Consider the following 25,019-nt stretch of genomic DNA (forward strand, 5'->3'; position numbering starts at 1 on the left):
GGGCAGGTCGAGGTTCATCTCGGGCCACACCAGTTGCGAGGCGATCCACACCCCCATTGCCATCCCCACCACGCCCCAGAACACGGTCGCGATGACGAATTGGCGGACGACCTTGTAGTTGTAGGCCTGTCCGATTGTTGCTGTGCTCATGGTCAATGCTTCCACGGTTGCAAAGTCTTGCCAGGCCACCCGGACTGGCATGCCCCTGCACTGTAGAAACCCCGGAAGAAACAAAACAGACTCAGTAAAACTTCATTTATGCGGATCAGATCCGCAGCCATGCCAGCAGTGACATGCTGTGTTCTGATCCGGTTTTTTAACCTTCAGGTGAATCTGTCGCGCACTGTGCCGGGGGCTCATAGTCACGGTCTCGAAACGAGCCACGGAACTCGCCTCCCGACGCCATCCCTGTTGAGCGAACCTGATCGCGAAAGGCCGGCACCTCCGGCATCCGATGCGCCTGACACACCGCCTTCGCGAGCACGCTCGCTCCCACGGGATCGGTGCAATGACCGAAGGTTCGAAGAACCCTGATGAGGCAGCCAGATGTATCAATATGACGACTATGACCGCGCCCTGGTGTTCGAGCGGGTTGCGCAGTTTCGCGACCAGGTCGAGCGCTACCGGGCCGGCGAGTTGAGCGAAGAGGAATTCCTGCCGTTGCGCCTGCAGAACGGCCTGTACCTGCAAAAACACGCCTACATGCTGCGCGTGGCGATTCCCTATGGGACGCTCGATGCGCGGCAGATGCGCACGCTGGCGAGCATCGCCCGGGATTATGATCGTGGCTACGGCCATTTCACCACCCGGCAGAACCTGCAGTTCAACTGGATCGAACTCGATCAGGTCCCGCAGATCCTCGAACGCCTGGCCGAGGTGAACATGCATGCGATCCAGACCTCGGGCAACTGCGTGCGCAACATCACCACCGAAGCCTTTGCTGGGGTGGCGGCAGACGAGTTGATCGACCCGCGTCCACTGGCGGAAATCCTCCGGCAGTGGTCGACCATCAATCCGGAATTCCTGTTCCTGCCGCGCAAGTTCAAGATCGCCATCTGTTCCGCCGAGCAGGATCGCGCGGCCATCATGATGCATGACATCGGGCTTTACCTGTATCGCGGCAGCTACGGGCAAATGCTGTTGCGGGTCATGGTCGGCGGCGGCCTGGGGCGCACACCGATCCTCGGGCTGCAGATTCGTGAAGGGCTGCCGTGGCACCACTTGCTGTCCTACGTCGAAGCGGTGCTGCGGGTCTACAACCGTCACGGGCGGCGGGACAACAAGTACAAGGCGCGGATCAAGATTCTGGTCAAGGCGCTGGGTATCGAAGCCTTTTCCAAGGAAGTGGAGGAGGAGTGGCAATACCTCAAGGACGGCCCGGCCCAGCTCACCGACGAAGAGTACGAACGGGTCGCCAGCGCCTTTCTGCCGCCGGATTACCAGGCGTTGGCCGACACCGACCTGGCGTTCGGCACGCGAATGGCCGAGAACCCGGCCTTTGCCCGTTGGGTGACGCGCAACGTGCAGCCGCACAAGGTGCCGGGCTACGCCAGCGTGGTGCTGTCGACCAAACCCGGGGCCGCCGCACCGCCGGGCGACGTGACTGCGCAGCAGATGGAGGCCGTGGCGGCGTGGTCCGAGCAGTTCGGGTTCGGCGAGATTCGCATCGCCCATGAACAGAACATCGTCCTGCCGGATGTGCCGAAAGCCGGGCTGTTCGATGTGTGGACACTGGCCTGTGAACAGGGTCTGGGCAGTGCCAATGCCGGTTTGCTCACGGACATCATTGCCTGCCCCGGCGGCGATTTCTGTGCCCTGGCCAATGCCAAGTCGATCCCGATTGCCCAAGGCATCCAGGCGCGCTTCGAAGACCTGGATTACCTGCATGACCTGGGCGACATCAGCCTGAACATTTCCGGGTGCATGAATGCCTGTGGTCACCACCACATCGGCAACATCGGCATTCTTGGCGTCGATAAAAACGGCAGCGAGTGGTACCAGATCACCCTCGGCGGTGCGCAAGGCAAGGACAGCGCATTGGGCAAGGTCATCGGCCCGTCCTTCAGTGCCAGTGAAGTGCCCGGTGTGATCGAACGCATCATCGAAACCTTCGTGCGTTACCGCGAAAGCGAGGAGCTGTTCGTCGACACCTTGCAGCGCATCGGCCTGGAGCCGTTCAAGGAAGTGGTGTATCCGAAAGTGCTGGAGGCGTCGGCATGAACAACCTGTTGCGACTGCACGCGGGTGAGGCGCGCAGGGTCAGCGATGATCCGTGGACGCTGGTCCGCGAGCCCGCGGAGGCCCGGCCCGCCGGTCCGCTGATATTGCCGCTGGAGAGCTGGCTGCAGGACCCGCAACGGCAGGGTGTGTGGCTGGGGCCGGATGATGAGGTGGAACGAATCAAAACCTGGTTCGACACGCTGCCATTGATCGCCCTGGACTTTCCGAGTTTCCGTGATGGTCGTGCCTACAGCCAGGCGTACCTGCTGCGCACCCGCCTGGGCTGGACCGGCGAGTTGCGCGCCATCGGCGACGTCCTGCGCGATCAGCTCAGCCATATGCGCCAATGCGGCTTCGACAGTTTTGCCGTGCGCGAAGACAAGTCCGCCGAAGACGCGCTCAAGGGATTGGCGGGGATGAGCGTGTTGTATGGGCGCTCGGTGATTGAGCCGAGGCCGTTGTTTCGCAGGCGCTAGACACCCTCGTGGGCTGAGTTGGCCCTATCGCGAGCAGGCTCGCTCCCACAATGCTGGTAACCCTGTGGGAGCGAGCCTGCTCGCGAAGGTGGCCTTGGGGTGTGCCCCAATCACTTCAACGCCGGATCGCCCATGTTCATCTTCTTCCAGCCCTGCAACAGCACCTGGGCCTTGGGCTCCTGTCCGTTCTCCAGGTAATACTGAATCAGGGACAGCCGCGCATTGCGATTGGCCGGTTGAACCTTGAGCAGCCGCTCCAGTTCCTCGCAGGCCTCGTTGACCTTGCCGCTGTCGTGCAACGCCACCGCCAGCACGTACCCGTACTGCGCGTTCGCCGGTTCCAGTTGCGCCGCTTTGCGCAAGGCCGGCAGCGCCTGATCCGCATGCCCCGCGCGAATCAGCGACAAGCCCTGGGTGTGTTGCAACAAGGCAGCGTCCGGGTGGTCCTTGAGGCCCTGGGCCAGCAGCGCCTGCGCCTCCTGGCCACGGCCATTGGCTTCCAGCCATTGCACCAGCGTCACCAGCGCCGGGTGGAAATCGGCATCGCGTTGCAGGGCGGTGCGCAGCAGTGCTTCGACTTCACCGGCCCGGCCGTTGGCCTGGTACAACATGGCAAGGTTGAGGTTGGCTTCGGCGCGTTCGGCCAGGCTTTTTTGCACCGCTTCATATTCGGCGATGGCGGCGTTCCAGTTGGCTTGCGCACTGCCCAGGCCGTTGCGCGCCACGCTAAGCAAGTCCCGAGCGGCGACAATGCGCACGGCCTTCACCGGATCACCCAGCAAGGGCGCCAGCAGCGGGGCGCGCTCGGCGGGCGGCAGGAAGGCACTGATCGCCCGAACGGCGCTTTCACGCACCTGTGGCGCCGGGTTGCTCAAGTCCCGGGTGGCCAGTTTCAATGCCAGGTCGCTGGGGTACAGCGGCAACTCGGCCAGCAGCGTCGCACGCTGAATCGCCGGCAAATCGTTGCGCTGCAATTGTTCGTACAGGGCTTGTGCCGCGCCGGGCTGGCCGTTGCGAATCAGCCACAGGCTTTCGTCGTAGCGCGGCGCTTGCGCAGCGGTCGCTGTGTTCCAGTGCTTGAACTGTTCCGTGACCTTGTCGCCGGCCTTGCCCTGATGGCAGGTCAGGCAGGCGTCCGGTGTGCCGAGTTTTTTCGCCCGTTCCGGGTTGGGAATGCTGAAGCTGTGGTCATGCCGGAAATCATTGCCCATGTAGAACTTGCCCGGCATGTGGCAATCCGCGCACTGTGAGCCTGGCTGGCCCATGGCGTGGCGGGTGTGTTCGCTGGAATCGTAATTTTTTGCCTGCAGCCCCCGACCATCGACACCCGCCACCGGGGTCTTGCCTGCGGTGTTGTGGCATTGCAGGCAAACGCCATTGCCTGGGGCCTTGAGCTCGCTGCTGTGGGGGTTGTGGCAGTTGCTGCAGCGTACCCCCTTGTCGAACATCTTGCTCTGGGCGAAGGAGCCGTGTTCGAACACCTCGTCCTTGATCTTGCCATCCAACGCGTACAACTCGCGGGTCAGGGCACTGGGCAGGTAATCGTCCATCAAGCGCTTGCCGACGGTGAAACCATCGCCCAGCGGTGCGCGGCGGGCGTGGCAGCGGGCGCAGGTCTCGATCTCGACCGTGGCGTCCTTGTCCTTGAGGTCGACGGCGAAACCGGCGTGGAGCAGGTCGCCTTTTTTTGCCGTCCACTCCAGGTGACTGGACGCCGGGCCGTGGCAAGCCTGACAGCCCACGCCGAGGTTGTTCCAGTGACTGTCGAAAGTGTTTTTCACCGCGTCGAAATTGCGTTTGTAGCCGGTGGTGTGGCATTCGACACACATGAAATTGGCATTCTGACTGGGTTTGCTCCAGTGCAGCGGATTCTTGAAGTTCACACCTTGGCCGGGATAGAGGTGGAACCAGCGATTTTTCACGGTATCCCAAGCCACGCCCAACGCTTGCAAACGACCTTCGCCGACCTCGATCAGGTATTGCTGCAACGGCGCGATTCCGAAGGTGTAGGCCACCTTGAAGTCGGCGTTCTGGCCATCGATGCCCGGCGTATTGACCCAGAATTCGTCATTTTTGCGCGAGAAACGAGTGATTTCATTTTCCGCCTTGAAGGTGACGTCGTTGAAATCGCCGAGCACGGTCGCGTCGTTCGCTTCCTGCATCGCCAATTGATGATGGGAACCTTGCCAGTCCTTGACCTGTTCGCTGTGGCAGCCCTGGCATTGCTGTTCGTCGACCATCGTGGCCGGTTCGGCAGTCATCGGTGGCGGCTTGATCGCGGCAGCGGGGGGTGGGCTGGCAGGGGCAGAGGTCAGCGGTGCCGGCTGACTGCTGAACAGAAACCAGCCGATCCCGATGATGGCCAGGACCAGCACGCCAATCAGCGCGGGAAACAGGTAGCGAGAGCGTGAAGTTGCGGGCGAATCAACGGCTGGAGCCAAGGTTTTGTTTTTATGTTTCGGCATTGCGACTTCCATGGTCGAGGTGCATTTGCCGTCAGGCGCGCGTGCAGGTTCGATGCAGCTTTGCCGGATGTTCGGGGTCTGTCAATTGACGGTGATTTTCCAAGGCAAAACCTGCGGCATTGGCTATACCTGTTACACCGTTCCCCAACTGTCGTCGACCGCCTACAGGAGTTACCGCATGAAGCTGGCATTGATAGTGAGCACCGTCTGCATCGCCTCGATCGGCGTGGTGGGCTGCGCCAGCAAGACCGTCGAGCCGGACCAGTATTCCGGGTTCCTCAAGGATTACAGCCAGCTCAAGGAGGCCAAGTCGCCGTCGGGTGCGGTGGTGATGCGCTGGATCGATCCGAAGCTGGACATCGACAAATACAAAAGCGTGTACGTCGAGCCAACCCAGTTGTACCCCAAGCCTCAACCAACGGTGAAGATTCCGCAGGCCACCTTGAACGGCATCACCAGTTATTACGATCAGGCGCTCAAGCGTGAAATCGGTAAATCCCTGCCACTGGCGTCCGGTCCCGGGCCGGGTGTGATCGTGGTGCGGGCGGCGATCACCGCCGTCAGCAGCAAGACCGAAGGCCTGAAACCTTATGAAGTGATTCCGATCGCGCTGGTGGCGGCGGCGGTGAGTACCGCCAGCGGCATTCGCGACCAGGAAACCGACCTGGCCACCGAAGCGGTGTTCCTCGATGGCGGCAACAACCATGTGCTGGCGCAGGTGGTGCGCAAAGGCACCGGCAAGCCGCTGGAAAACGATTCGCAGGTGATGAAGGCCGATGACGTGAAAGGCGTGATCGATGGCTGGGCGTCGGATATGCACCAGTCGTACCTGAAACTCAAATCCAAGTGATGCGTCGGGGCTGAGGGCCTCGTCGCGAGCAAGCCCGCTCCCACCCTGGATCTCTGTCGTACACATTTGCGTGTCCACTGAAGATCTACCGTAGGAGCGGGCTTGCTCGCGAAGGCGGCGCCTCAGAGGCCGCATCACTCCCCGACAAACCACCGGTAATACGGATTCCCGCCATCCCCGCGCATCACCTCGCGAATGTCCCTGGCCCACGCGTCGCGATCACCGTCATAGGCGTGCAGGCTGGCCCGGTAGAACTGCATCAACCGCTGCTGGTGCGTGTTCATCCGCTCGACAAAACCTTCATCGGCATTGCCCAGTACCGGTGGCTGGCGCAGGTCGAGCAGCGCCGGCAGGACGCGGCTGATCTCCCTGGCGCGCACCCATGGCGCGTATTCGATCCGTGGCTGATCGTCGGTCACTGGCTGTGCATTGCCCGCGAAACGCTCGAGGCCTGCGCGATCGGTCACCCACGTGGCCAGCAACGCTGACGCCGAGCCGATGCCGACGTCCTGCAAGGTGTCGCGCACGCTGTCCTGCTGGAAGCGCTGGCTGATTTTTGCCGCGTCCAGTTCAATCGGTTGCAGCGAGCCGACCAGCAGCATTTCGTGGAACTCGCTGGTCCATAATGTTGCGTAGGGAAATACGTCGAGAAAACTGCGCACCAGCGAGCGTGAGTCGTCGATGTTCTGCGTCGGCAGCGGCAGCCACTGGGCAACCAGACCTTGTTGCTCGAGTCGACTGGCCGCCAGTTGGTAGAAGTCCCGGGAGTAAAGATTGACCACGCCAGCGGCGGAGGGGGGTGGGGGTTCGAGGGTGATCAGGTCGTAGCGTTGCGCGTTGCGCAGCAATTCCTGGCGCCCGTCACGCAGGCGTACGTCAACACCGGGATCCTCCGCTGCATTGAAGTTGCCCTTGAACAAGGGCGCGGCCTTGACCACCGCCGGCAGCAACTCGGCCACCACCCGATGTTCCAGGCCCGGGTAACGGGTCAGGGCACCGGCGGTGATGCCAGTGCCGAAACCGATCACCAGCGTCGAGCGCGGCTCGCCGTTGTGGATCAGTAGCGGCAGCAGCGCCTGAATCCTCATGTATCGCAGGGACGGCATGGCGTCGCCGGTGTTGGACACGCCCTGGATATACAAACGCTGAAACGCTTTCTGCCCCTTGCCTTGGGTGACCACCGCCACGGTGCCGCCGCGCCCCTCTTCATAGAACGTCAACGTTGCCTGGCGGGCGCCGGGCAGCAGGCTGGCGAGTTTGTTCACGGGCGTGAACACTGCGACCGCCACCGACAGCATGCCGATGGCCACGACCGCGTGACGCCGGCCTTTCTTCACGCCGTGGCCCTTGCGCACCGCGAAATACCCGATGGCGGCCGCAACCACCGCCAGCAGCCCCAGGGTGCGCACCAGCCCGAGCAGCGGAATCAGCACGAACCCACAGAGCATCACCCCGATGATCCCGCCCAGGGTGTTGAACGCCACCACGGCGCCGACATCCCGACCAACCCGCGCCGGGCCGACGCTCAGGCGCAGGGCCAGCGGGAACGCTGCCCCCAGCAGCAGGGTGGGCACAAACACGATGCTGATGGCAGCGATGGCAAATCGCACACTCATACCCAGCAATTCGCTGGCCCCCAAGTTCAGCACCCAGGCTTCGGCCAGGCTTTGACCGACGACCAGCCAGCGACCCAGCAAGGCGATTTCCAGCAAGGCGAGCAGACCGGCGCCGGCGATCAACAAACCGAACACGCCCCAGGGATCACGAATGCGCTCGACCCGACGGGCCAGCAGGAGGCTGCCCAGGAACAGCCCGCTCAGGTACGTCGCCAACACCACGGCAAAGGCGTAGGTGCGGGTGCTCATGAACTGCACGATGGATTGCGACCAGACCACTTCGTAGCCCAGCGCCACGCCACCGGCGATTGAATACAGCCACAGTGCAAGATGATGGGGCGCCTTGTCGCAGGCGTGTTTTGGCGCGGCGGCGACCGGCTGCGGGCGCTGGTGTTGCAACCACAGGGCACCGACGGCAGCCAGCAGGTTCAGCATCGCTGCAGCCAGCGCACTGCCACGCACACCGAGGCTGGCGATGAGCAAGAATGCCGCGAGCAATGTCCCGGCGATGGCCCCGGCGGTGTTTGCCGCATAGAGCTGACCGCCGGCCTTGCCCAGTTGCTGCGGATCGGCCGCCAGTGAACGAACCAGCACCGGCAAGGTGCCACCCATCAACAGCGCCGGGATACCCACCAGCGCGAACGGCAACAACCAGGCGCCCACGCCGACCTGTTGCTCCAGCCAGGCAAACGGGCTGGCGGCGAGGCTCAGGGCGAATGTCGTGCCGACACCGAGCACGGCGACCGCGACTTCCAGGCCCGCATAGAGCAGCACCGGGCGCTGCAAGCGATCGGCCCAGCGCCCGAACAGCAAGCCACCCAGGGCCAGCCCGGCGAAAAACGCGCTGATCCCGGTGGTGATCGCATACACCTCGACGCCGACCACCAGCGACAGTTGTTTGATCCACAACACCTGATACACCAGCGCCGCAGCGCCGGAGATGAACAGCAGCAGGGCGGGGACCCACAATGCAGGGGCGATCACATGGGCGACGGGCAGGGCGGCTGACTTGCTGGCGACGCGTGAGGACATTGCGGATTGCCTTGTTCCAATTCAATAAGGGTGACCCTGGTTGCCCTTTCGCGAGCAGGTTCGCTGCCACAAAGACCCTGTGGGAGCGAGCCTGCTGGCGAAGGGGACAACCCGATCTCAAGCGGAATAAGGCCGCTCGCCAGTAAGGTCGAGCGGCGGTCAAGCGATCTTACTGTGCCGGTTGGTTCTTCATTTTTTCAGCGATTTTTGCATCCACCGCCGCACGGATCTGGTCAATGCTGAAGCTCGCCGGCCGCTGGCTCGGCGGATATTCGATGAAGGTCTCGAGGAACTTCGCCGATTTCGTCACCGCAACGCCTGCCAGGTAGACGTTCTTGGTGTTCCAGTCGTAGAACTGATCGGACACGACGTCGGCACGCTCATACGGGTCCATGCGCAGGTTGAGGATTTTCGGCACCCGCAGGCACACGAAAGGTTCGCTCCAGACCCTGAAGCCGCCCGGTTGCCGTTGTTCGCAGAACACCACCTTCCAGTTGTCGAAACGCATCGACACCAGTACGCCATCGTCGTTGAAGTAGTAGAACTCCTTGCGCTCACCCTTGGGTTGCTGGCCGGTCAGGTAGGGCAGTTGGTTGAAGCCGTCCAGGTGCACCTTGAAGTTATTGCCACCGGAAGTCGGTGCCCAGCCTTTGAGCAGCTTGTCCTTGACCTCGGCATCGCCGGCAGCGGCAAGCAGTGTCGGAAACCAGTCCATGCCCGAGAACATTTCGTTGGACACCTCACCGGCCTTGACCTTGCCCGGCCAGCGAATCATCGCCGGTACCCGGTAGGCGCCTTCCCAGTTGGAGTTTTTCTCGTTGCGGAACGGCGTGGTCGCCGCGTCCGGCCAGGAGAACTGGTTCGGCCCGTTGTCGGTGGTGTAGACGACGATCGTGTTGTCGGCGATTTTCAGGTCGTCGAGGGTCTTCAGCAGTTTGCCGACGTCGGCGTCATGCTCGAGCATGCCGTCGGCATACTCGTTGCCGGGCATGCCGCTCTGGCCCTTCATCGAATCGCGCACGTGGGTGAACACGTGCATGCGGGTGGTGTTCATCCAGACAAAGAACGGTTTGTCCGCCTTGGCCTGTTTCTCGATGAACGCTTGCGCCGCGGCCGTGGTTTCGTCGTCGATGGTTTCCATGCGCTTGGTGGTCAGCGCGCCGGTGTCTTCGATTTTGCCGTCGGCGAAGCTATGGATAACGCCACGGGGTGTGTTGGCCTTGACGAAATCGGCATCGTCCTTGGGCCAGTACGGGCGCTCGGGTTCTTCTTCGGCATTGAGGTGATACAGGTTGCCGAAGAACTCGTCGAAACCATGGTTGGTCGGCAAATATTCATCGCGATCGCCCAGGTGGTTCTTGCCGAACTGGCCGGTGGCGTAGCCTTGGGACTTCAGCGCCTGGGCGATGGTGATATCGCGTTTCTGCAGGCCGACCGGCGCGCCCGGAATGCCGACTTTCGACAGGCCGGTCCGCAACGGCGTCTGGCCGGTGATGAACGACGAGCGCCCTGCCGTGCAGCTGTTCTCCGCGTAATAGTCGGTGAACATCATGCCTTCCTTGGCGATCCGGTCGATGTTGGGCGTCTTGTACCCGACCACGCCCATGGAGTAGGCGCTGATATTGGTCTGGCCGATGTCATCGCCGAAGATCACCAGGATGTTGGGTTTTTCGGCGGCCCCGGCAGTCGCCGAGATCGCCATGACCGAGGCCGCCACCAGGGCGAATTTCGGTAGCCACTTGCGTATGCGAGTCATCTGACTTGCTCCTTTGCGCTGGCGTCGCGTGGTGCGACAAACGTTTACTGCAGTCCTGCGTCACGCTTTCTTATTGCACTTGCCCGGGGGTTGGCGGTTCGAACGGATAGATCCGGCGCCAGTCGGACGCCATGTCCACGACCGTCCAGCCACGGTTGTTGGCTTCGTCCAGGGCCTTGTCCAGGCGACCGATGCTGGATTGGCGGTCGTAGGCCCATTCGCGCTTGGCGTCGGTGTGGTGCACCAGACCCATGAGCCGCTTGCCGGGGCCGGCGGCGGTCCACTGAAGCATCTGCAGGTCACCGTCGGAGTTGCCGAAGGCGAGTATGGGGCGGCGTCCGATCACCGCGTCGATGCTCACCGGTTTGCCCGGGCCATCGTCGTTGTGCGCCAGTGTTGGGGTGCGCAGGATCGACGCCTTGCCGTCCTTGTAGTCGAAGGTGGTGACGAAGGTGGTGCCGATGACCTGTTCGGGGGGCACGCCGTAGACCTTCTCGGCAAAGGCGCGCATGAACCCGGTGTCGCCGCCGGAAACGATGTAGGTCTTGAACGACTGGCCGCGCAGGTAATCGAGCATTTCCAGCATCGGCTGAAAGATCATGTCGGTGTACGGTTTGCCGGTTTTCGGGTGCCTGGCCTGGCTCAGCCAGGTCCTGGCGTAGTCGTCGAAGGCCTCGGTGGTCATGCCGGTGTGGGTGGCGCCGAAGATTTTCAGGAGGCCGTCCATGCCGCTTGCCGACAGGGCCTGGTGATCGTTCTCCAGCACCGCCTTGAACGGCTGGGTGGTCTTCCACTCCGGGTGCTGCGCCGCCGTGCGCTTGACTTCATCGAGGGCGAACAGGAATTCGAAGTACATCGGCTGCTCGCTCCACAACGTACCGTCGTTGTCGAACACGGCGATGCGCTCGGCGGGCTTGACGAAGTCCTTGCTGGTCTGGTCGGTGACGGCCTGGACGAACTCGATGATCTGCCGTTTCACCGGACCTTCGTTCCACGAGGGTAAGGGTTCGCTGGCCTGTGCCAGAAGCGGCAAGACCAATGCAAACAACACTGACAGCGCACAGCGGTGGCGGATCGAGTTCACGGTCGTCATGGGAAATCCTTCTCGTGGACCGGGTTCAAGGGACGCAAGGCTGGACGGAGTACGGTACGGCGGTGCTCGGCCTGACTATGCAGCGTAGACAAGGTTTCCCGCAGTCGAGCAAGGGTCTGATCTACGGTCGGTTCGCTCCCGTAAAAGGCCTGCAACACACTGCGCATCTGCGGACCAAGGGCACTCAGTTGCAAGCCTTGGCCACTGCGTTTGAGCCACAGGTAGACGGCGCTCAGTTGTGCGGGTTTCGTCTCCAGTTGCTGGGGAATTTGTTTCCAGGCAAAGGCTGCCGATTGCTGCCACTGCGCTTTCCTGGCGCGCCGCCACGCCTGCACACCCAGGCAGGCGCGGTGAACGAAAGGCCGTGCCACGCCGATCAGCCCCCCCAGCGCGAGCACAAGGACCGACCACAGCAGCCAATGCCGGGACAGGTGAATACGGCTTTGCTGACCCAATCGTTGAAGGTCCTGGGTGATGGAAAACACTGGCTTGTAGGTGCTGTTGGCCACCGCATCAAAGGTCACCGCCGGCACCTGGGCGGCGCGCACCTGTTGCGTCTTGGTGTCCCACCACTTCAATTCGATCGCCGGCAGTGTGTGGCTGCCCGGGGTGTCGACACGATAGGTCGCGGTGTCGATGCGTTGCCCGCCGGTGAAGTGCCCGCGGCCGTCGTCCAGCGTGCTGATTTGCGGGGTTTTCGGATAAAGGCTGAGGCCTTCGACGTTTGCCATGGTCGGCACCGGCAAGGCCATGGCCGTGGCGTTGTCGGCCTGCAAGGTCAGTTGCCGGGTCAGGCTGTCACCGACCTTGAGCGGTGTGGCCGAGGGCTGGGTGGTCTGGCTGAAGCGCACCCCCTGCGCCACCAGCACCGTTTCCCCGGACGCGAAGCCGGGAATGGGCGTGGCGGCAAAATGCAACGGATGGCTTTGTGCGCTGAGCGGGCTGCTGGCCTGACCGGGGGTCGCCTGCACGGTCAACGGCGGGATGTCGAAGCCCTGGGCGAGGTTGGGCGTGATGCGATAGCGGTAGCGCAGACCGGTGAACGACTGGCCGCCCTGTGTCTGGTTGATGTGCTCGGCGTGGCCGTCGGGGGGCTGCACCAGGGCGCCGGGCAGTGTCAGGGCGGGCAGGGTGGGGGCGTCGGTGAACCAGGTGTCGGTGAGGACATCCAGTTGCAGTTCGACCAGGCTGCCGACCATGGGGTTGGTGGGTTGCAGGCGGGCTTGGACTTGTAGTTGGGGTTCGGCGGCCAAGGTGGCGGTGGTGAACAGGCAGAGGAGCAGGATCTGGAGAGTTGCTGTGAGCAGGCTGGCCTCTTCGCGAGCAAGCCCGCTCCCACAGGGGGATTTCGGCGCACAGACATTCCCTGTGGGAGCGGGCTTGCTCGCGAAGGCCACGACTCGGTCCCGAAGACTGTTCACTGTGAATCCCCCATCCGATCCTGCAACCCAAACTTCTGCTTCAGAAACTTTGCCGGCGAGGTCGTCAGGTTCTGCAACCACAAGGCATCCGACGTCGCCTGCTCGGTCTCCACCGCTTTGCCCTGGCCCTTGCCCGGTGCCTTGTCCATCTTGATTTCGTCGGGCTTGACCTCGGGCGCGTTCTGTTCGGCGCTTTCAGTGTCCTTCTGCAGCGCGATGGCCAAGGCCAGGTTGGCGGTGGCTTCGGGGAATTGCGGCTGCAACTTCAAGGCCTGGGTGTAGGCGGCGATGGCCTGGTCGAACTTGAAGCGACGCACGTAGATATTGCCCAGATAAAAGTACGCCTGAGGCGTTTGCAGACGCGCGAAACTGGCCAGTGCCAGGTCGAAATCCGCTGCGTTGTAGGCGGCGATGCCTTTCCAGTAGGGGTCGGCGAAATGCGCGGCGGCCTGGGGAAAATGTTCGTGTTCGAAGGCCCAGCGGCCTTGTTGGTCCGGGGTTAAAAAGGCGTCGATCAGCGGGTTCGCCCGCGCCGGGGCTGGTTGCAGGCCCAGCCCCACGGTCAGCAGTAACCCCGCCATCCAGTTCAAGCTCCAGCCCTTACGCACGCTGAAAAACGCGATCAACAGCAACGGCCAGCACAGCCAGAAACCGGCGTCTTTCCAGTGCAACTCCTTCTGCTCGTCACTGGCGCTCTGGAAATGCTGCTGGGAGTGCAGTTCGACCCAGTCCAGATCGTCGTTGTTCAGGGTCAGGCTACCCAAGGGCGCATCCAGTGCGGAGGCCAACTGCTTGAGCGCGGCCTGATCGAAACTGCTCAGCGCGGGGCGACCGTTGCTGTCGGTGCGCGGCTGGCCGCTGGCGTCGTGGATGATCCCGCCGTCCTCGCTGCCGACCGCGAGGATCAGCACTTGCAGCTGGCTGTCATTGAGCTGTTTGTCCAGGCCGGCCAGCGCCGAGATGTCGGCGCCGTCGGTGATCAACAAAAGGGTGCCGGGGGATTTCTCGGCAGCCAGCAGACGCTTGGCCTCGTCGATCACCGCCGCGACGTTTTTTCCCGGTTTGTCGATCAGGTCGGTGCTCAGCGCCTGAATGAAGGTGTCGAGCAATGCCGGATCGTCGGTCGGCGGCAGCACCAGGTGCGCGCTGCCGGCATAGGCGATCAGGGCGTTGCGTGCGCCGGCGCGACGCTGGATCAGGTCATGCAGTTTGTGTTTGGCCGCTTGCAGGCGGCTGGGGGACACGTCACTGGCGTCCATCGAGGGTGAAAGGTCGATAGCGATGATCAGCGGCGCCCGATTCTGCAGAAAGTCCGGCCGGTCCTGTTGCCAGGTCGGACCCGCCGCCGCCAGGGCACCGAGCATCAGCAGGGCGCAGGCCAGGTGGACCGGGCGCAGGCGCTGCTGATCCTGAGGCGTGATCAGCAAGTGCGGCAGCAGGTGCTCGGCGATATTGCTGCGCAGACGCCGCTGCACATCGCGACTGCGCCGCCAGAGCCACGGCAGCGCCGCGCCTAATGGCAGCAGCAACAGCCAGAACGGACGGAGAAAATGCAGGTCGCTGAGGTTGATCTCCATCTCAGGCCTCCTGCCGCTGGCGCGCAAGCGACAGGTGCGGGCGGAGCAGGGCGCCGACATGGTAGAGCGCGAGCAAGGTGATGGCGGCGCCCAGCGGCCAGTAAAACAGATCGCGCTTGGGCTGGTGGCTGAGGGTCTTGACCTGGTGCGGGGTCAGTGTATCGAGGGTGCTGTAGACCTGGTCCAGTGCGGTGCGGTCTTCGGCGCGGAAGAACCTGCCGCCCGTGGCCTCGGCGATCTGTTGCAGGCCTTGCAGGTTGACCTTGGCTTCACCCTCGGCGCTTGGGTCGCCGATGCCGATGGTGTGAATCACAACGCCTTTCGCGGCGGCCATGGATGCCGCGTGGTCCGGGGTGATCGCGCTGCTGGTGTCATTGCCATCGGTGAGCAGGATCAGGACCTTATCCTGCTCATGGGCCTGATCGAGCAGCTTCAGGCTCAGGCCGATGGCGTCGCCGATTGCCGTGTTGGGCCCGGCCATGCCGATACCGGTGTCGTCCAGCAACAGCGACAGGCTGGCATGGTCCAGGGTCAGCGGGGCCTGGGGATAGGCGCCGCTGCCGAACACGATCAGCCCCAGGCGGTCGTCTTTGCGTTTGTCGATAAAACCATGCACCACCTGCTTGACTGCGGTCAGGCGGTCGATCTTCTGCCCGTTGGCGCCGGTGAAGTCGGTGGTTTCCATCGACTGGGAAATGTCGATGGCCAGCATCAGGTCGCGCACCGGCTGCTGGCGCTCGATGGGTTTTTCCACGTACACCGGGCGCGCCACCGCCAGCAGCAACAGGGCCCACACCAGCAGATTGAGCAGCAACTGCCAGCGATTGTTGCGGGTGCCGGCAGCGCTGGGCGCCTGGCCGACAGCGCGGCTCATCGCGCCAAAGAACGGCACCCGCACTGCGCTGCGGGCTTCGCGATAGTCGGGCAGATAGCGGTAGCCCAGCCACGGCAACGGCAGCAGCACTAACAGCCAGGGGTAATCAAGCTGCCACATGGTGATGCTCCACCCAGTGTTGGCAGGTGGCGAAAAGCCGTTCGCGCTGGTCGGCGGGTAATGCCTGCAGGGTGGCGTCCGGGGCGTAGGCGAGCAGCGCCAGTTGCCGGCTGAGGTCAGCTGGCAAGGGCTGGGGGCTGTGCCGCTGCAAAAAGCCCTGCCAGTCCTCGTTACCCAACGCCGCAGCACCCACAGGGGTTGTGCTTGGCATCGAGAGGGCCGTGCGCTTGAGTAACTCAGGCAGTTCGCGCAGCGCACTCAGGTCATCCATGCGCGTATGCAATTGCGCCAACCGCACCAGCGCCTCCCGGCGATAAGCATCGTGCCGCCATTGCCGATAGCGCTGGATGGCGATCGTCAGCGCCGTCAGCACCAAGACACCGAGCAACACCCACCAGCCCCACGTCTGCGGCGCATAACCGATCGGTGCGGGCAGGGCGATTTCCTGCAGTTGATCAATGCTCGGCACGTTCGGGTTCATTGCCGTCTTCCGCCGAGCTTGCCCAGTTCGGCTCGCAGTTGTTCCTGGGCATCGGTCGCGGTGCTGAACATCATCAACGGCACCTGGCTGCGACGCAGCAGGGTGGCGACGTCCTTGAGTCGGCCGCCGAGAAAATCGCCCAGGGGCTGATGCACGTTGCGTTGTTCGACCGCCAACTCGACCTGCAACTGGCCCTGGGTAATCAGCAGGCGACCGTTTTTCGGCAGGTTCAACGCCAGCGGGTCATACACCTGCATGGCGATCACATCGTTATGCGCCGCCAGTTGCCGCATCAATTGCAGGGTGCGTTCACCCGCGCCGGCAAAGTCGCTGACAATGCAGATCAGGTGGTCGTGGCCGGCCAGCGCCAGGCAATGCTGCAACACCTTGTCGAGCCGGTCTTCGCCCTCGGCGTCCGGATTGCCGGCGTTGAGTGCCCGATTTTGCTGGACGATGCGGCTGCACAAGGCTTCGACCCGTTTGCGGCTGCGCAACGGGGCAACGGCATCGATGCGAGTGTCGTTGAACACCAGGCCGCCGACCCGGTCACCGGCGTTGAACACCATCCACGCCGCCAGTGCAGCCAGTTCGGCGGCGAGGGCGGATTTGAAGCTGCGGCGGGAGCCGAAAAACATCGACATGCGCTGGTCGACGAGGATCAGGGCGGGCCGATCGCGTTCTTCGGTAAAGGTGCGCACCACGGGTTTGCCGGTGCGCAGCGATGCGCGCCAGTCGAGGTGACGCAAGTCGTCCCCCGGTTGATAGCGCCGCAGTTCGTCGAAATTCAGTCCACGACCGCGTAACCGCGAGGCGTGGTTGCCGGCGAGAATGCTGGCCTGGGGCTGGCGTGCGAGAAAGCTCAGGTCACGTGCCTTGAACTCCAGCGCCATCAATTGCGCCAGAGAGACATAGACCAGGCCCTCGTCGTTCATGCGGGGATCGCCACGTTGTCGAGCAGGCGATCGAGCACCTGATCCGCCGTGACGCCATCGGCGACCGCGTCATAACTCAATTGCAAACGATGGCGCAGCACCGGATGCACCACCGCGCGGACGTTGTCCGGCGAAACGAAATCCTGCCCCTGCAACCAGGCATCGGCGCGAGCACAACGGTCCAGGCCGATGCCCCCCCTGGGACTGGCGCCCATCGCGATCCAGCGGCCCAGGTCGGCGTCGTAGTCGGCGGGATGGCGCGTCGCGTTGATCAGGTCGATCAGGTAGCGGTCGATGGCGGGCGACACATGGACCGCGCTGACTTCCCGGCGTGCGCTGAAAATCACTTCCTGGGACAACGCAAAGCCCTGAACCGGAGCGGCCCTGGCGCCCGCCGCGACTTCCTCCTGGCGCAACAGTCGCAGCACCTGGCTTTCGTTGTCGGCGCTCGGGTAATCGAGCAGCACCTTCATCAGGAACCGATCCATCTGCGCTTCCGGCAGCGGGTAAGTGCCTTCCTGTTCGATGGGGTTCTGCGTCGCCACCACGATGAACAACTCCGGCAGCGCATGGCTGTTGCCGGCCACGGTGATTTGCCGTTCTTCCATGGCTTCGAGCAGGGCCGCCTGTACTTTGGCCGGGGCACGGTTGATTTCGTCGGCGAGAATCAGGTTGCCGAACAGCGGGCCGGGCTGAAACTGGATCTCGTTCCTGCCGTCGATCTGGTGCAGCACTTCGGCGCCGGTGATGTCGGACGGCAACAAGTCGGGGGTGAACTGGATGCGGCTCATCTTCGCGTCCAGATGCCTGGCCAGCGCCTTGACCGTGCGGGTCTTGGCCAGGCCCGGCAAGCTTTCCAGCAACAAATGGCCGTTGGCCAAGAGCCCGAGCAGGATCTGCCGGATGACTTGATCCTGGCCGAGCACCGCTTCGGCGATGCTGGCTTGCAGGGCGTTGAGGTCGTCGAGTGCGCTCATGGGCAGTCCTGGCTCAAAACATGAAGGTCGGAATGACCGGAATGAACGACAGGCGGAAATTCCAGCGGCTGCTGATCAGGTCGTCCGGATGAATGGCCGAGTACTGGATTTCCCCGGAAATCCGCACCGGCAGCTTGCCGAAGTTGAAGATCCGTCCGGCGCCGAGGCCGATCGGGAATGTCACTTTGTTGCCGCCCTCGGCCTTCCAGTTGACCGTGATGTTGGGCGTCATGCCGACCCGCCATTGTTCCGGGCCGGGGAGGCTGCGCTGGATGAAGTACTGGATGTTGGTCAGGCTGACGTCCTTGCGTTGGCTGTCGCCGCCCACCGACCACCAGTGCTGCGGGAACACGCCCAGGGTCCAGTCTTGGCCGAGGTAGGCGGCCACGAAGGCCGGGCCCAGGGAATATTTGCCCGTGCCGAGCACTTCTTCCTCGGCGGTGGGAAACATCGCGGTCGGGCCGAAGCCCCAGACCATCTTGCCGCCCCCGGCGAAGCGGATCGGCTCCTTGGGCGAGAACACCCCCACGTAGGCCAGGTCGCCAAAACCGCTGGTGCGGTCGAACGGGTCCTGCACCACCGACGCGAAGTCGCCGCGATCATGCAGCAATTCATTGGGGCCCATGCCGATCAGGTTGCCGGCCTTGCGGTTGACCGGTGCGCTGACGTAGCTGATGGGCAGGCGATTGATCAGGTTCCAGTCTTCACCGAGGGAGATCGGGAAGGTCGGCATGAAACTGTATTTGCCGAGCATGCGCGTGCCATTGCTGTGCGGGCCTTTGAGCGCGGTGTAGTCGAACTGGTTGAACAGCAACACCAGATTGCCCACCGGGTTGTCCATCAGCTTGGAGATTTGCTCGGTGGACGGCTCGCAACCGGCGGCCACGACCTTTTTCAGGTCGATGTCGAAGTCCTGTTGCAGTCGGTGACAGGTCTCGGGATCACCTTTGGTCGCAGGTTGTGCCGGTGTCCCGCCGAGCGCTGGCAAGTCTGCGGCGCAGGCGATGCCACTGAACAGCACACTGCACAAGGTCAGTCTGGAACCGATGGCCATCCCTGGTCACTCCCTAGAAAAACGCCAGTGTCAGGTTGATCGCCACACCGTTGCCTTCCGGACGATTCTTGGTGTCGAACTCCGGTACCCAACGGGCGCTGACACTGGCTTGGGCATCGTTGAACTTGCCGGCCCAGCCGATCACCGGACCGGCGCCCACCGAGCGGCCGCGGAAACCGTTCAGGGCATCGGCGGTATCCCCTTTGTCGTCGGTGATCTGCTGCACGTAGCCACCGACAATGCCGGCGCTCCAGCCGTTGCCGAAGCCGTGGGTCCACAGCGCGTCGAGGGTGAATATGTTGCCGTTGCGGTAATCCGTGGCGTCGTTTTCGGTGTAGAACTCCAGGCCGCCCGACAGGGTGAATTCGCCCCCCTTGCCGTCCAGGTGCGTGAACGCCACGGTGGGCATGAAGGTGTAGGTGTTCTGCCCGGGGTTGGCCAGGCGGTCGTCATTGTAAGCACCGGTCGGCACGTAGATCGGCAGGGAAAACGAGAGATGGTTAACCTCGTCGAAGTGGTAGCCGGCGGCAATCGGCGTCACCAGCATGTCGGCGAATTGCGTGCCCGAGTCCTCGGTGCCCAACGTCCGGCCACGCGGGCCGGTGATGCTGATATTGACGTCGGTGTACTGCACCGGCACGCCGATGGCCGACGCATAGTTCCAGCGGCCCTTGCCGGTGTCCCAGACGTGGGTGAAGTTGGCCATGGTGTAGGAAACCTTCATGTCCAGGTCGGCACCGATCTCCCCGACAATCGGCACACCCTTGCCACCCTTCAGGTCACCGTCGTACCAGATGCTGGTAAACGACATGACCCAGCCCGGTTCGGGCGGTACGACCCCAGCGTTGGAAAACACCTGTTGGCCGGTTATCGGCCGGCCGACACCGCCTTCGGCGGCGAATGCCGCCGGAGTGCCGCCGAGCACGCACAAGACCAGTAAAGGGGTTACTGCATAAGGCTTGACCATCAGCGACTCCGTCTACTGTTTGGGTTGATCGACCGGCGTCAGCAACGGCATTTTCCATTCGCCGCTGGTGACTTCAGGTTTCGGCAGGTAGAGACGCAAGACGCCGTAGAACGGCCCGTTGGGCGCCGGCAGCCAGTTGCTTTGCAGATTGCTGGCCGGGGCTTTGTGCTGTACGTACAGGGTCAGTCCGCCATCTGCGTCGAGTTTCAGGCCAGGCAACATCCGCGAATTGATCAGGTAGCGATTCAGCGGGTTGGCCACCAGCAACTTGTTCTTGCCGTCGTACATCGTCAGTGACCAGAACGCGTCGGCCGGGGGCAGGGCGCCCTTGTCGAAGTGCAGGGTGTAGTCATGTTTCGACGCGTCGACCGGCTGGCCGTTCTTGTCGACGAAGTAGCCGATGTAATTGGCCTCTTCGACCGAGTTGCCGAAAATCCCCATGTTGGCGCCGGCGTAGCGGTACAGGTAGTTGCCGTTGAGGTGATCGCGGGTGCCGAACAGGTCGCCGCTGCTGACCTGGTGACTGTCGACCTTGTCCTTCTTGAACCGGGCGAATTCGGCCTTGGCGTCGGCAATGCCGTCCTCCAGGGCCGTGCGCTGGCTGGCGGGCAGTTCGTTGGGGTTGAATGGTTTGCCGGCTTCGAGGCCGATTTTCGCGAAGCGCGCCAGCAGGTCCTGTTCGACCTCCTGGGGGGGCGCGAATTGCAGCATGAACGCCAGGTAGCGGAACAGGTCCGGGGTATCGCTCATTGTCGGCGTCGGCTTCGGCCAGTCGATGTTCGGTGCGGCAGGCGGCGCTTTTTGTTTGACGTAGTGGCTCAGTGGTTCGACCTTGTAGCCTTTCTGGATCTGCTTGACCTTGTCCAGATCCTTTTCATCGAACAACTGCGTGCGGTACAGCGCATAAGCGATGTTGGTTTCGCTGCGCAACAGGCGGTCGATGGCCACCGGTTGCTGGCCTTGCCAGTTCGGCCCGGCAATCAGGAAATGCCCGCCGTTGTTGCCGGTGCTGCGGGTGCCGAGGTAGGCAAAATTCTGCGTGTAGGCGTCGATCAGTTGCACCGAGTAGTAACGGTGTTCATCGATGGCTGGCAGGGTCAGCACCACCGGTTCGGCCCGCAGATCCAACCAGACGAAGGAGTAGGGGGTGTCGGCGTTGGGCGTGACGAACGCGGTGTCCTTCGCCGTGAAGGCTTTGGCCGTGTTGCCGATCCGGTTGAATGGCGCCTTGAAATTGGGGCTGTTTTTGTCGACGGCCTGGGTATAGAGGGTTTTGTACATTTCCACCACCGGGAAGCCATACAAATAAGCTTCCCTGGCGATGCTCCGGGCCTCTTCTGGCGTTGCGCTGAAGTCGGCCCAGGTACTCGTGCTCAGGGGGATCGAAAGTGCTGCGAGCAACAGGCGTTGATTCATGACACGTCCTTATTCCACCACCGAGATGTCGTCGAGTTTCCAGCTTTTGTCGAAGTAGGCTTCGGTGGGCGCGTACAGGCGGAAATAGCTGAACCAGTGCTTGCCCGGCAGGGTTTGCACCCAGTTGTTCTCCAAGCCCTTGGGCGCGGTGGGGCCGAAGTACAGGTCAACCGAGCCGTCAGGATTTTTCTTGAGGTCCTGGCGCGACGACAGGTCCGCCTTGCGCTGCGGGTTGTCGATCAGGCAGCGGCTGTCGATGTCGTACACGGTCATCGACCAGAACTGCCTGGCCGGTGGGTTGGCACCCACGTGCAGTCGATAACTTTTGCCGCCATCCAGCCAGTCGCCCTTGGCATCGGTGTAGGCACCGAGGTAAGTCTGGCCCAGACCCGGGGTTTTGGAGACCATGCCTTTGGTGTTGGTGACGGCTTCGTAGAACCACGCGCTGCGCTCCCACAGCTGGTCGTAATAGGCTACGCGTTGCGACGGTTCGGTAATGTTCAGTACCGTGTCCCACTGCCGGTCTTTCCAGTACCGGGCCTCGGGGAACCGCTTGGCGAAGGTATTGGCCTTGGCGATCAGTTCCCCCATTTGCGCGCCTTGTTCAAGCGCCCGACGTTGCGCGTCGGTGGGGTTGAAGGGCTTGTCCTTCTCGATGCCCAGGCTGGCGAGCATGGCCATGTAGAAACGGTCGCGTTCGTTGACCGGTTCTTTCTGGATGACCTGGTGCAGGCGTTCCCAATACGCAAGTCCACGCGGCTGGGTTCCGGACCACGCTTTGCCGTCTGGGGAGAGCAGCCTGGTCTTGTCCGGCGCGGCCCGTTTGGCATAGGGGTACATCTTGAATTGCTCGACCAGGGCCTTGCCTTTAGCCGGGTCGGGATCCAGTACGCGAAAGCCCACCAGCACATTCATGGTTTCCGATCTGGCCAGGTAATACTGACCGGCGTCGGCCGGTGGTTGCGCGCCCGGTGGCAGGACCAGGTATTTGCCGCCCTTGCCCTTGTCGGGGCCCGTCTGGCCCATGTCAATGATCGCTCGCTGCCAGAAATCGCCCACACCGCCTGCGGTAGGGCCGGGAGGCAGTTCGATCACCAGCGGCCCGGTTTCGTTGAGGTCGACAAAACCGAGAATGTACGGCGTGGTGGCGTTGGCCGTGATCACGCCGAGCTTGTCTTCGTAGCTGTCGAGCACCATCAGATCGCCGTTTTTGGCGCCGAGCTTGTCGCGAAACTCTTCCTGCCACTGGGCGTAGGACACCAACGGCAATGCCCAGAGATAACTCTGGGTGGCCTGTTGGAAATCCAGTTCGGCATACAGTTTCGGGATGGAATCGGGTGCTGGCAGTTCGCCTTGCATGACGATCGGACCAATGCGTGCATTGAGGTCCTGCGCACCAACGCCACAACTGACGAACATGCTCATCAGGCTGAAACCGGCTGCGCGAATTGCACCGTGCATAAATTCGTCCTTATTTCCCGAAGGTGACGTTGATTCCGGCGAAGAGGGTAAATTGCGGCAAGCCGTCACCTTTGTGCTCGACGGTCCACTGCGGTTCGATGAAGGCGTTGAGGATATTGGAGCCGGATTTCCAGACCTTGCCGCCCCCCAAACCGAGTGGGATGTAGTGGGTGTCGTTTTTCAGGTCGAAGGTCCAGGTGGCGGTGGAGCGCAGGTACCAGCCCCTCTCGAGGTTATGAATGATGAAGGGCTGGAGGGTCGCGGTTTCCACATGCACGCGATCACTGTCGCCGGCGAAAGAGCTCTGATACTGCACCAGTGCCCCGAGCAGACCACGGGGCGAGGAGTCGATCGCCACCGCCGCGAGCCCTGCTTGCCATTTGCCAGTGCCGAGTTCGTCCTTGTCGGCGGTCGGCGCGGTGATTTGTGGGCCGATGCCCAATTGAACGCCGTCGGTCTTGAGCAGGAAAATATCGAACAGGTTCAGGTCACCCTCACCGGTGCTGTACCCGCCGTGCGGATCCGGGCGGGTGCTGATGGGCGCCGTGGCGCGAAGCAATTGCGGCACACCGATGACGTCATTGGGCGCAATCGGCAGCGTGCCACGGACCAGCAGGTCGTTGGTGTGGGCGTTGGAGTCGTAGAGTTTCGGGGTGTAATAATCCTGCAGGTTCATCCCCGGCGCGAGGTTCAACGGGTTGTTGCTTTTGTTGGCCGTGTCAGCGTTGTCCGCGAGGGTACACACCGCAGACGTTATAGAGGTCGCCAGCAATAGGGCGCTTGCTCCTGGATGTTTCGACATGGATCCCCGGTTCCCTGATGGGTAGTCTTTTTTCTGACAAGCCTGTAGGGCACGTCTGATGACGTTAGCAGTTGCCAGCAGGTTATCCAGTCGAAGGGATTGATTCGCAGGTGTTTCCTGTGCTCATTCGCATTGAGGAAAGGCCGCGCTCCCACGGCGATCAGGGGTTCGTGGGAGCGCATTCGTTATCAGGAACGATCAGGCTGGGCCCCGCAACAACCCACCTCGCGAATCTCGATTTCGGCATCGGTTCCCGGCATGGGATTGGGGCAGCGCATGACCCATTCGATGGCTTCCTCCCTGGACTTCACTTCCCACAGCCAGTAACCGGCAATCAGCTCCTTGGTCTCGGCGAACGGGCCGTCGATGACGCTACGTTTGTCGCCGTTGAAGCGCACGCGCGCGCCCTTGCTGCTGGGTTGCAGGCCTTCGTCACCGATGAGGACACCGGCCCTGGACAATTCTTCGTTGTAGTGACCCATGGCGGTCAGCAACTCGGCACTGGGCATGAGGCCGGCTTCGGAATCGGCGCTGGCTTTTATGATGATCATGAATCGCATGGTGGTGTCTCCGCTGGATGGGGATGATTCGCCCTATGGTCGATTGGCGTGCGGCCAGATCGACAACGCCGGCAATATTTCAAGTTCCCCACGCTCTCAGGTGGTGATGTGTCAGGTCGCCGGGGCTTTGAGCACTGTTGAGTCTGAAGCCACTCCCACAACGTTGAGCAGAGTGTTCACAATTTGTATCTGCCGGTAGGTCGTCGGCCCGTTTCGTGGTTAACTTCTGCCTCTTCAAAATTCTCTACAACAACGTGCAGAAGGACTCCGTTCATGGCTCAAGTCACTCTTAAAGGCAACCCGGTTCAAGTCAACGGCCAACTGCCTCAAGCCGGTTCCAAGGCGCCAGCCTTTTCCCTGGTTGCCGGCAATCTGTCCGACGTCACCCTGGCGAGCTTCGCCGGCAAGCGCAAAGTGCTGAACATCTTCCCAAGCGTTGACACCCCGACCTGCGCGACCTCGGTGCGCAAGTTCAATGCCCAGGCCAACGATGTTGCCAACACCGTGGTGCTGTGCATCTCCGCCGACCTGCCGTTCGCCCAGGCGCGCTTCTGCGGTGCCGAAGGCCTGGACAACGTGCAGAACCTGTCGACGCTGCGTGGCGCCGAGTTCATCGAGAACTATGGCGTGGCCATCGCTGACGGTCCGCTCAAAGGCCTGACTGCCCGCGCCGTGGTGGTGCTGGACGAAAACGACAACGTGCTGCACAGCGAGCTGGTCAGTGAAATCGGTCAGGAGCCGAACTACGACGCGGCACTCGCCGTTCTGAAATAAGCAATCGCTTACAATTGTTAACGGCCTGCTCCTGTTCAGGCCGTTTTCATTTGTGCTTCAGTCCCTTAGATAACTCTCCTGATACGTAAGCCGAA

20 protein-coding genes and 1 pseudogene are annotated in these 25,019 nt (G+C 62.5%); 4 read left to right on the top strand and 17 right to left on the bottom strand.

Annotated features, from left to right (window positions below):
- Nucleotides 1–150, bottom strand: a pseudogene (locus tag IB249_RS22160) (cytochrome C oxidase Cbb3); the annotation flags it as partial.
- Between the two features lie 396 nt (nt 151–546).
- Between IB249_RS22160 and IB249_RS22165 the strand changes: the two are divergent.
- Complete coding sequence (locus tag IB249_RS22165) at nt 547–2,220, top strand: nitrite/sulfite reductase (RefSeq protein WP_192307860.1); 1,674 nt, start codon at nt 547–549, stop codon at nt 2,218–2,220.
- Entirely contained in the window at nt 2,217–2,696 is a 480-nt protein-coding gene (locus IB249_RS22170) for a DUF934 domain-containing protein (protein ID WP_192307861.1), read from the top strand. Before IB249_RS22165 ends, IB249_RS22170 begins: the two co-directional genes overlap by 4 nt.
- A gap of 110 nt (nt 2,697–2,806) precedes the next feature.
- Here IB249_RS22170 and IB249_RS22175 read toward each other — a convergent pair whose 3' ends face one another.
- Nucleotides 2,807–5,161, bottom strand: coding sequence for a tetratricopeptide repeat protein (locus IB249_RS22175; RefSeq protein ID WP_192307862.1), 2,355 nt, complete (start codon nt 5,159–5,161; stop codon nt 2,807–2,809).
- A 178-nt stretch (nt 5,162–5,339) separates the two neighbouring features.
- Between IB249_RS22175 and IB249_RS22180 the strand changes: the two genes are divergently transcribed.
- Nucleotides 5,340–6,011 (top strand): DUF3313 domain-containing protein, encoded by a 672-nt coding sequence (locus IB249_RS22180; RefSeq protein ID WP_192307863.1) that lies wholly within the window; start codon nt 5,340–5,342, stop codon nt 6,009–6,011.
- Between the two features lie 134 nt (nt 6,012–6,145).
- Here IB249_RS22180 and IB249_RS22185 read toward each other — a convergent pair whose 3' ends face one another.
- The 15 genes from IB249_RS22185 to IB249_RS22255 form a co-directional block, all read right to left on the bottom strand.
- Nucleotides 6,146–8,659 carry a fused MFS/spermidine synthase gene (locus tag IB249_RS22185; RefSeq protein WP_192307864.1) on the bottom strand — a complete coding sequence of 838 codons (2,514 nt, stop codon included), beginning with the start codon at nt 8,657–8,659 and terminating at the stop codon, nt 6,146–6,148.
- A 169-nt stretch (nt 8,660–8,828) separates the two neighbouring features.
- On the bottom strand, nt 8,829–10,415 hold the full coding sequence (locus tag IB249_RS22190; RefSeq protein WP_192307865.1) for an arylsulfatase: 1,587 nt from the start codon (nt 10,413–10,415) through the stop codon (nt 8,829–8,831).
- Between the two features lie 70 nt (nt 10,416–10,485).
- Nucleotides 10,486–11,508 (bottom strand): HAD family hydrolase, encoded by a 1,023-nt coding sequence (locus IB249_RS22195; RefSeq protein WP_192307866.1) that lies wholly within the window; start codon nt 11,506–11,508, stop codon nt 10,486–10,488.
- Nucleotides 11,505–12,929 carry a BatD family protein gene (locus IB249_RS22200; protein ID WP_192307867.1) on the bottom strand — a complete coding sequence of 475 codons (1,425 nt, stop codon included), beginning with the start codon at nt 12,927–12,929 and terminating at the stop codon, nt 11,505–11,507. The genes IB249_RS22195 and IB249_RS22200 overlap by 4 nt, the downstream gene beginning before the upstream one ends.
- Nucleotides 12,926–14,506 (bottom strand): VWA domain-containing protein, encoded by a 1,581-nt coding sequence (locus tag IB249_RS22205; RefSeq protein WP_192307868.1) that lies wholly within the window; start codon nt 14,504–14,506, stop codon nt 12,926–12,928. Before IB249_RS22205 ends, IB249_RS22200 begins: the two co-directional genes overlap by 4 nt.
- A gap of 1 nt (nt 14,507) precedes the next feature.
- A complete protein-coding gene (locus tag IB249_RS22210) occupies nt 14,508–15,500 on the bottom strand; it encodes a vWA domain-containing protein (protein WP_192307869.1) in 993 nt (330 codons plus the stop codon).
- Entirely contained in the window at nt 15,487–15,981 is a 495-nt protein-coding gene (locus tag IB249_RS22215) for a DUF4381 domain-containing protein (RefSeq protein ID WP_192307870.1), read from the bottom strand. Before IB249_RS22215 ends, IB249_RS22210 begins: the two co-directional genes overlap by 14 nt.
- Nucleotides 15,978–16,913, bottom strand: coding sequence for a DUF58 domain-containing protein (locus IB249_RS22220; RefSeq protein WP_192307871.1), 936 nt, complete (start codon nt 16,911–16,913; stop codon nt 15,978–15,980). Before IB249_RS22220 ends, IB249_RS22215 begins: the two co-directional genes overlap by 4 nt.
- Entirely contained in the window at nt 16,910–17,890 is a 981-nt protein-coding gene (locus tag IB249_RS22225) for an AAA family ATPase (protein WP_192307872.1), read from the bottom strand. The genes IB249_RS22220 and IB249_RS22225 overlap by 4 nt, the downstream gene beginning before the upstream one ends.
- Before the next feature lie 13 nt (nt 17,891–17,903).
- Nucleotides 17,904–18,944, bottom strand: a complete 1,041-nt coding sequence (locus IB249_RS22230) for a hypothetical protein (RefSeq protein WP_192307873.1) — start codon at nt 18,942–18,944, stop codon at nt 17,904–17,906.
- Nucleotides 18,945–18,957: 13 nt separating this feature from the next.
- Nucleotides 18,958–19,911 carry a transporter gene (locus IB249_RS22235; protein WP_192307874.1) on the bottom strand — a complete coding sequence of 318 codons (954 nt, stop codon included), beginning with the start codon at nt 19,909–19,911 and terminating at the stop codon, nt 18,958–18,960.
- A 12-nt stretch (nt 19,912–19,923) separates the two neighbouring features.
- Entirely contained in the window at nt 19,924–21,327 is a 1,404-nt protein-coding gene (locus IB249_RS22240) for a DUF1254 domain-containing protein (protein WP_192307875.1), read from the bottom strand.
- 9 nt (nt 21,328–21,336) lie between these two features.
- Nucleotides 21,337–22,788 (bottom strand): DUF1254 domain-containing protein, encoded by a 1,452-nt coding sequence (locus IB249_RS22245; protein WP_192307876.1) that lies wholly within the window; start codon nt 22,786–22,788, stop codon nt 21,337–21,339.
- Nucleotides 22,789–22,798: 10 nt separating this feature from the next.
- Nucleotides 22,799–23,590: a hypothetical protein gene (locus tag IB249_RS22250; protein ID WP_192307877.1), complete on the bottom strand. Its 792-nt coding sequence runs from the start codon at nt 23,588–23,590 to the stop codon at nt 22,799–22,801.
- A gap of 188 nt (nt 23,591–23,778) precedes the next feature.
- A complete protein-coding gene (locus tag IB249_RS22255; RefSeq protein WP_192307878.1) occupies nt 23,779–24,150 on the bottom strand; it encodes a YciI family protein in 372 nt (123 codons plus the stop codon).
- 273 nt (nt 24,151–24,423) lie between these two features.
- Here IB249_RS22255 and tpx point away from each other — a divergent pair, with 273 nt between their 5' ends.
- Complete coding sequence (tpx, locus tag IB249_RS22260; protein ID WP_192307879.1) at nt 24,424–24,924, top strand: thiol peroxidase; 501 nt, start codon at nt 24,424–24,426, stop codon at nt 24,922–24,924.
- Nucleotides 24,925–25,019: the final 95 nt, after the last annotated feature.

The sequence above is a fragment of the Pseudomonas sp. PDM04 genome, from assembly GCF_014851765.1.
In the GTDB taxonomy this organism is placed as follows: Bacteria; Pseudomonadota; Gammaproteobacteria; order Pseudomonadales; family Pseudomonadaceae; genus Aquipseudomonas.

Coding starts and splice junctions, on each gene's coding strand:
- IB249_RS22165 (WP_192307860.1), top strand. CDS start 547: ATGTATCAATATGACGACTATGACCGCGCCCTGGTGTTCGAGCGGGTT.
- IB249_RS22170 (WP_192307861.1), top strand. CDS start 2,217: ATGAACAACCTGTTGCGACTGCACGCGGGTGAGGCGCGCAGGGTCAGC.
- IB249_RS22175 (WP_192307862.1), bottom strand. CDS start 5,161: ATGCCGAAACATAAAAACAAAACCTTGGCTCCAGCCGTTGATTCGCCC.
- IB249_RS22180 (WP_192307863.1), top strand. CDS start 5,340: ATGAAGCTGGCATTGATAGTGAGCACCGTCTGCATCGCCTCGATCGGC.
- IB249_RS22185 (WP_192307864.1), bottom strand. CDS start 8,659: ATGTCCTCACGCGTCGCCAGCAAGTCAGCCGCCCTGCCCGTCGCCCAT.
- IB249_RS22190 (WP_192307865.1), bottom strand. CDS start 10,415: ATGACTCGCATACGCAAGTGGCTACCGAAATTCGCCCTGGTGGCGGCC.
- IB249_RS22195 (WP_192307866.1), bottom strand. CDS start 11,508: ATGACGACCGTGAACTCGATCCGCCACCGCTGTGCGCTGTCAGTGTTG.
- IB249_RS22205 (WP_192307868.1), bottom strand. CDS start 14,506: ATGGAGATCAACCTCAGCGACCTGCATTTTCTCCGTCCGTTCTGGCTG.
- IB249_RS22210 (WP_192307869.1), bottom strand. CDS start 15,500: ATGTGGCAGCTTGATTACCCCTGGCTGTTAGTGCTGCTGCCGTTGCCG.
- IB249_RS22215 (WP_192307870.1), bottom strand. CDS start 15,981: ATGAACCCGAACGTGCCGAGCATTGATCAACTGCAGGAAATCGCCCTG.
- IB249_RS22220 (WP_192307871.1), bottom strand. CDS start 16,913: ATGAACGACGAGGGCCTGGTCTATGTCTCTCTGGCGCAATTGATGGCG.
- IB249_RS22225 (WP_192307872.1), bottom strand. CDS start 17,890: ATGAGCGCACTCGACGACCTCAACGCCCTGCAAGCCAGCATCGCCGAA.
- IB249_RS22230 (WP_192307873.1), bottom strand. CDS start 18,944: ATGGCCATCGGTTCCAGACTGACCTTGTGCAGTGTGCTGTTCAGTGGC.
- IB249_RS22235 (WP_192307874.1), bottom strand. CDS start 19,911: ATGGTCAAGCCTTATGCAGTAACCCCTTTACTGGTCTTGTGCGTGCTC.
- IB249_RS22240 (WP_192307875.1), bottom strand. CDS start 21,327: ATGAATCAACGCCTGTTGCTCGCAGCACTTTCGATCCCCCTGAGCACG.
- IB249_RS22245 (WP_192307876.1), bottom strand. CDS start 22,788: ATGCACGGTGCAATTCGCGCAGCCGGTTTCAGCCTGATGAGCATGTTC.
- IB249_RS22250 (WP_192307877.1), bottom strand. CDS start 23,590: ATGTCGAAACATCCAGGAGCAAGCGCCCTATTGCTGGCGACCTCTATA.
- IB249_RS22255 (WP_192307878.1), bottom strand. CDS start 24,150: ATGCGATTCATGATCATCATAAAAGCCAGCGCCGATTCCGAAGCCGGC.
- tpx (WP_192307879.1), top strand. CDS start 24,424: ATGGCTCAAGTCACTCTTAAAGGCAACCCGGTTCAAGTCAACGGCCAA.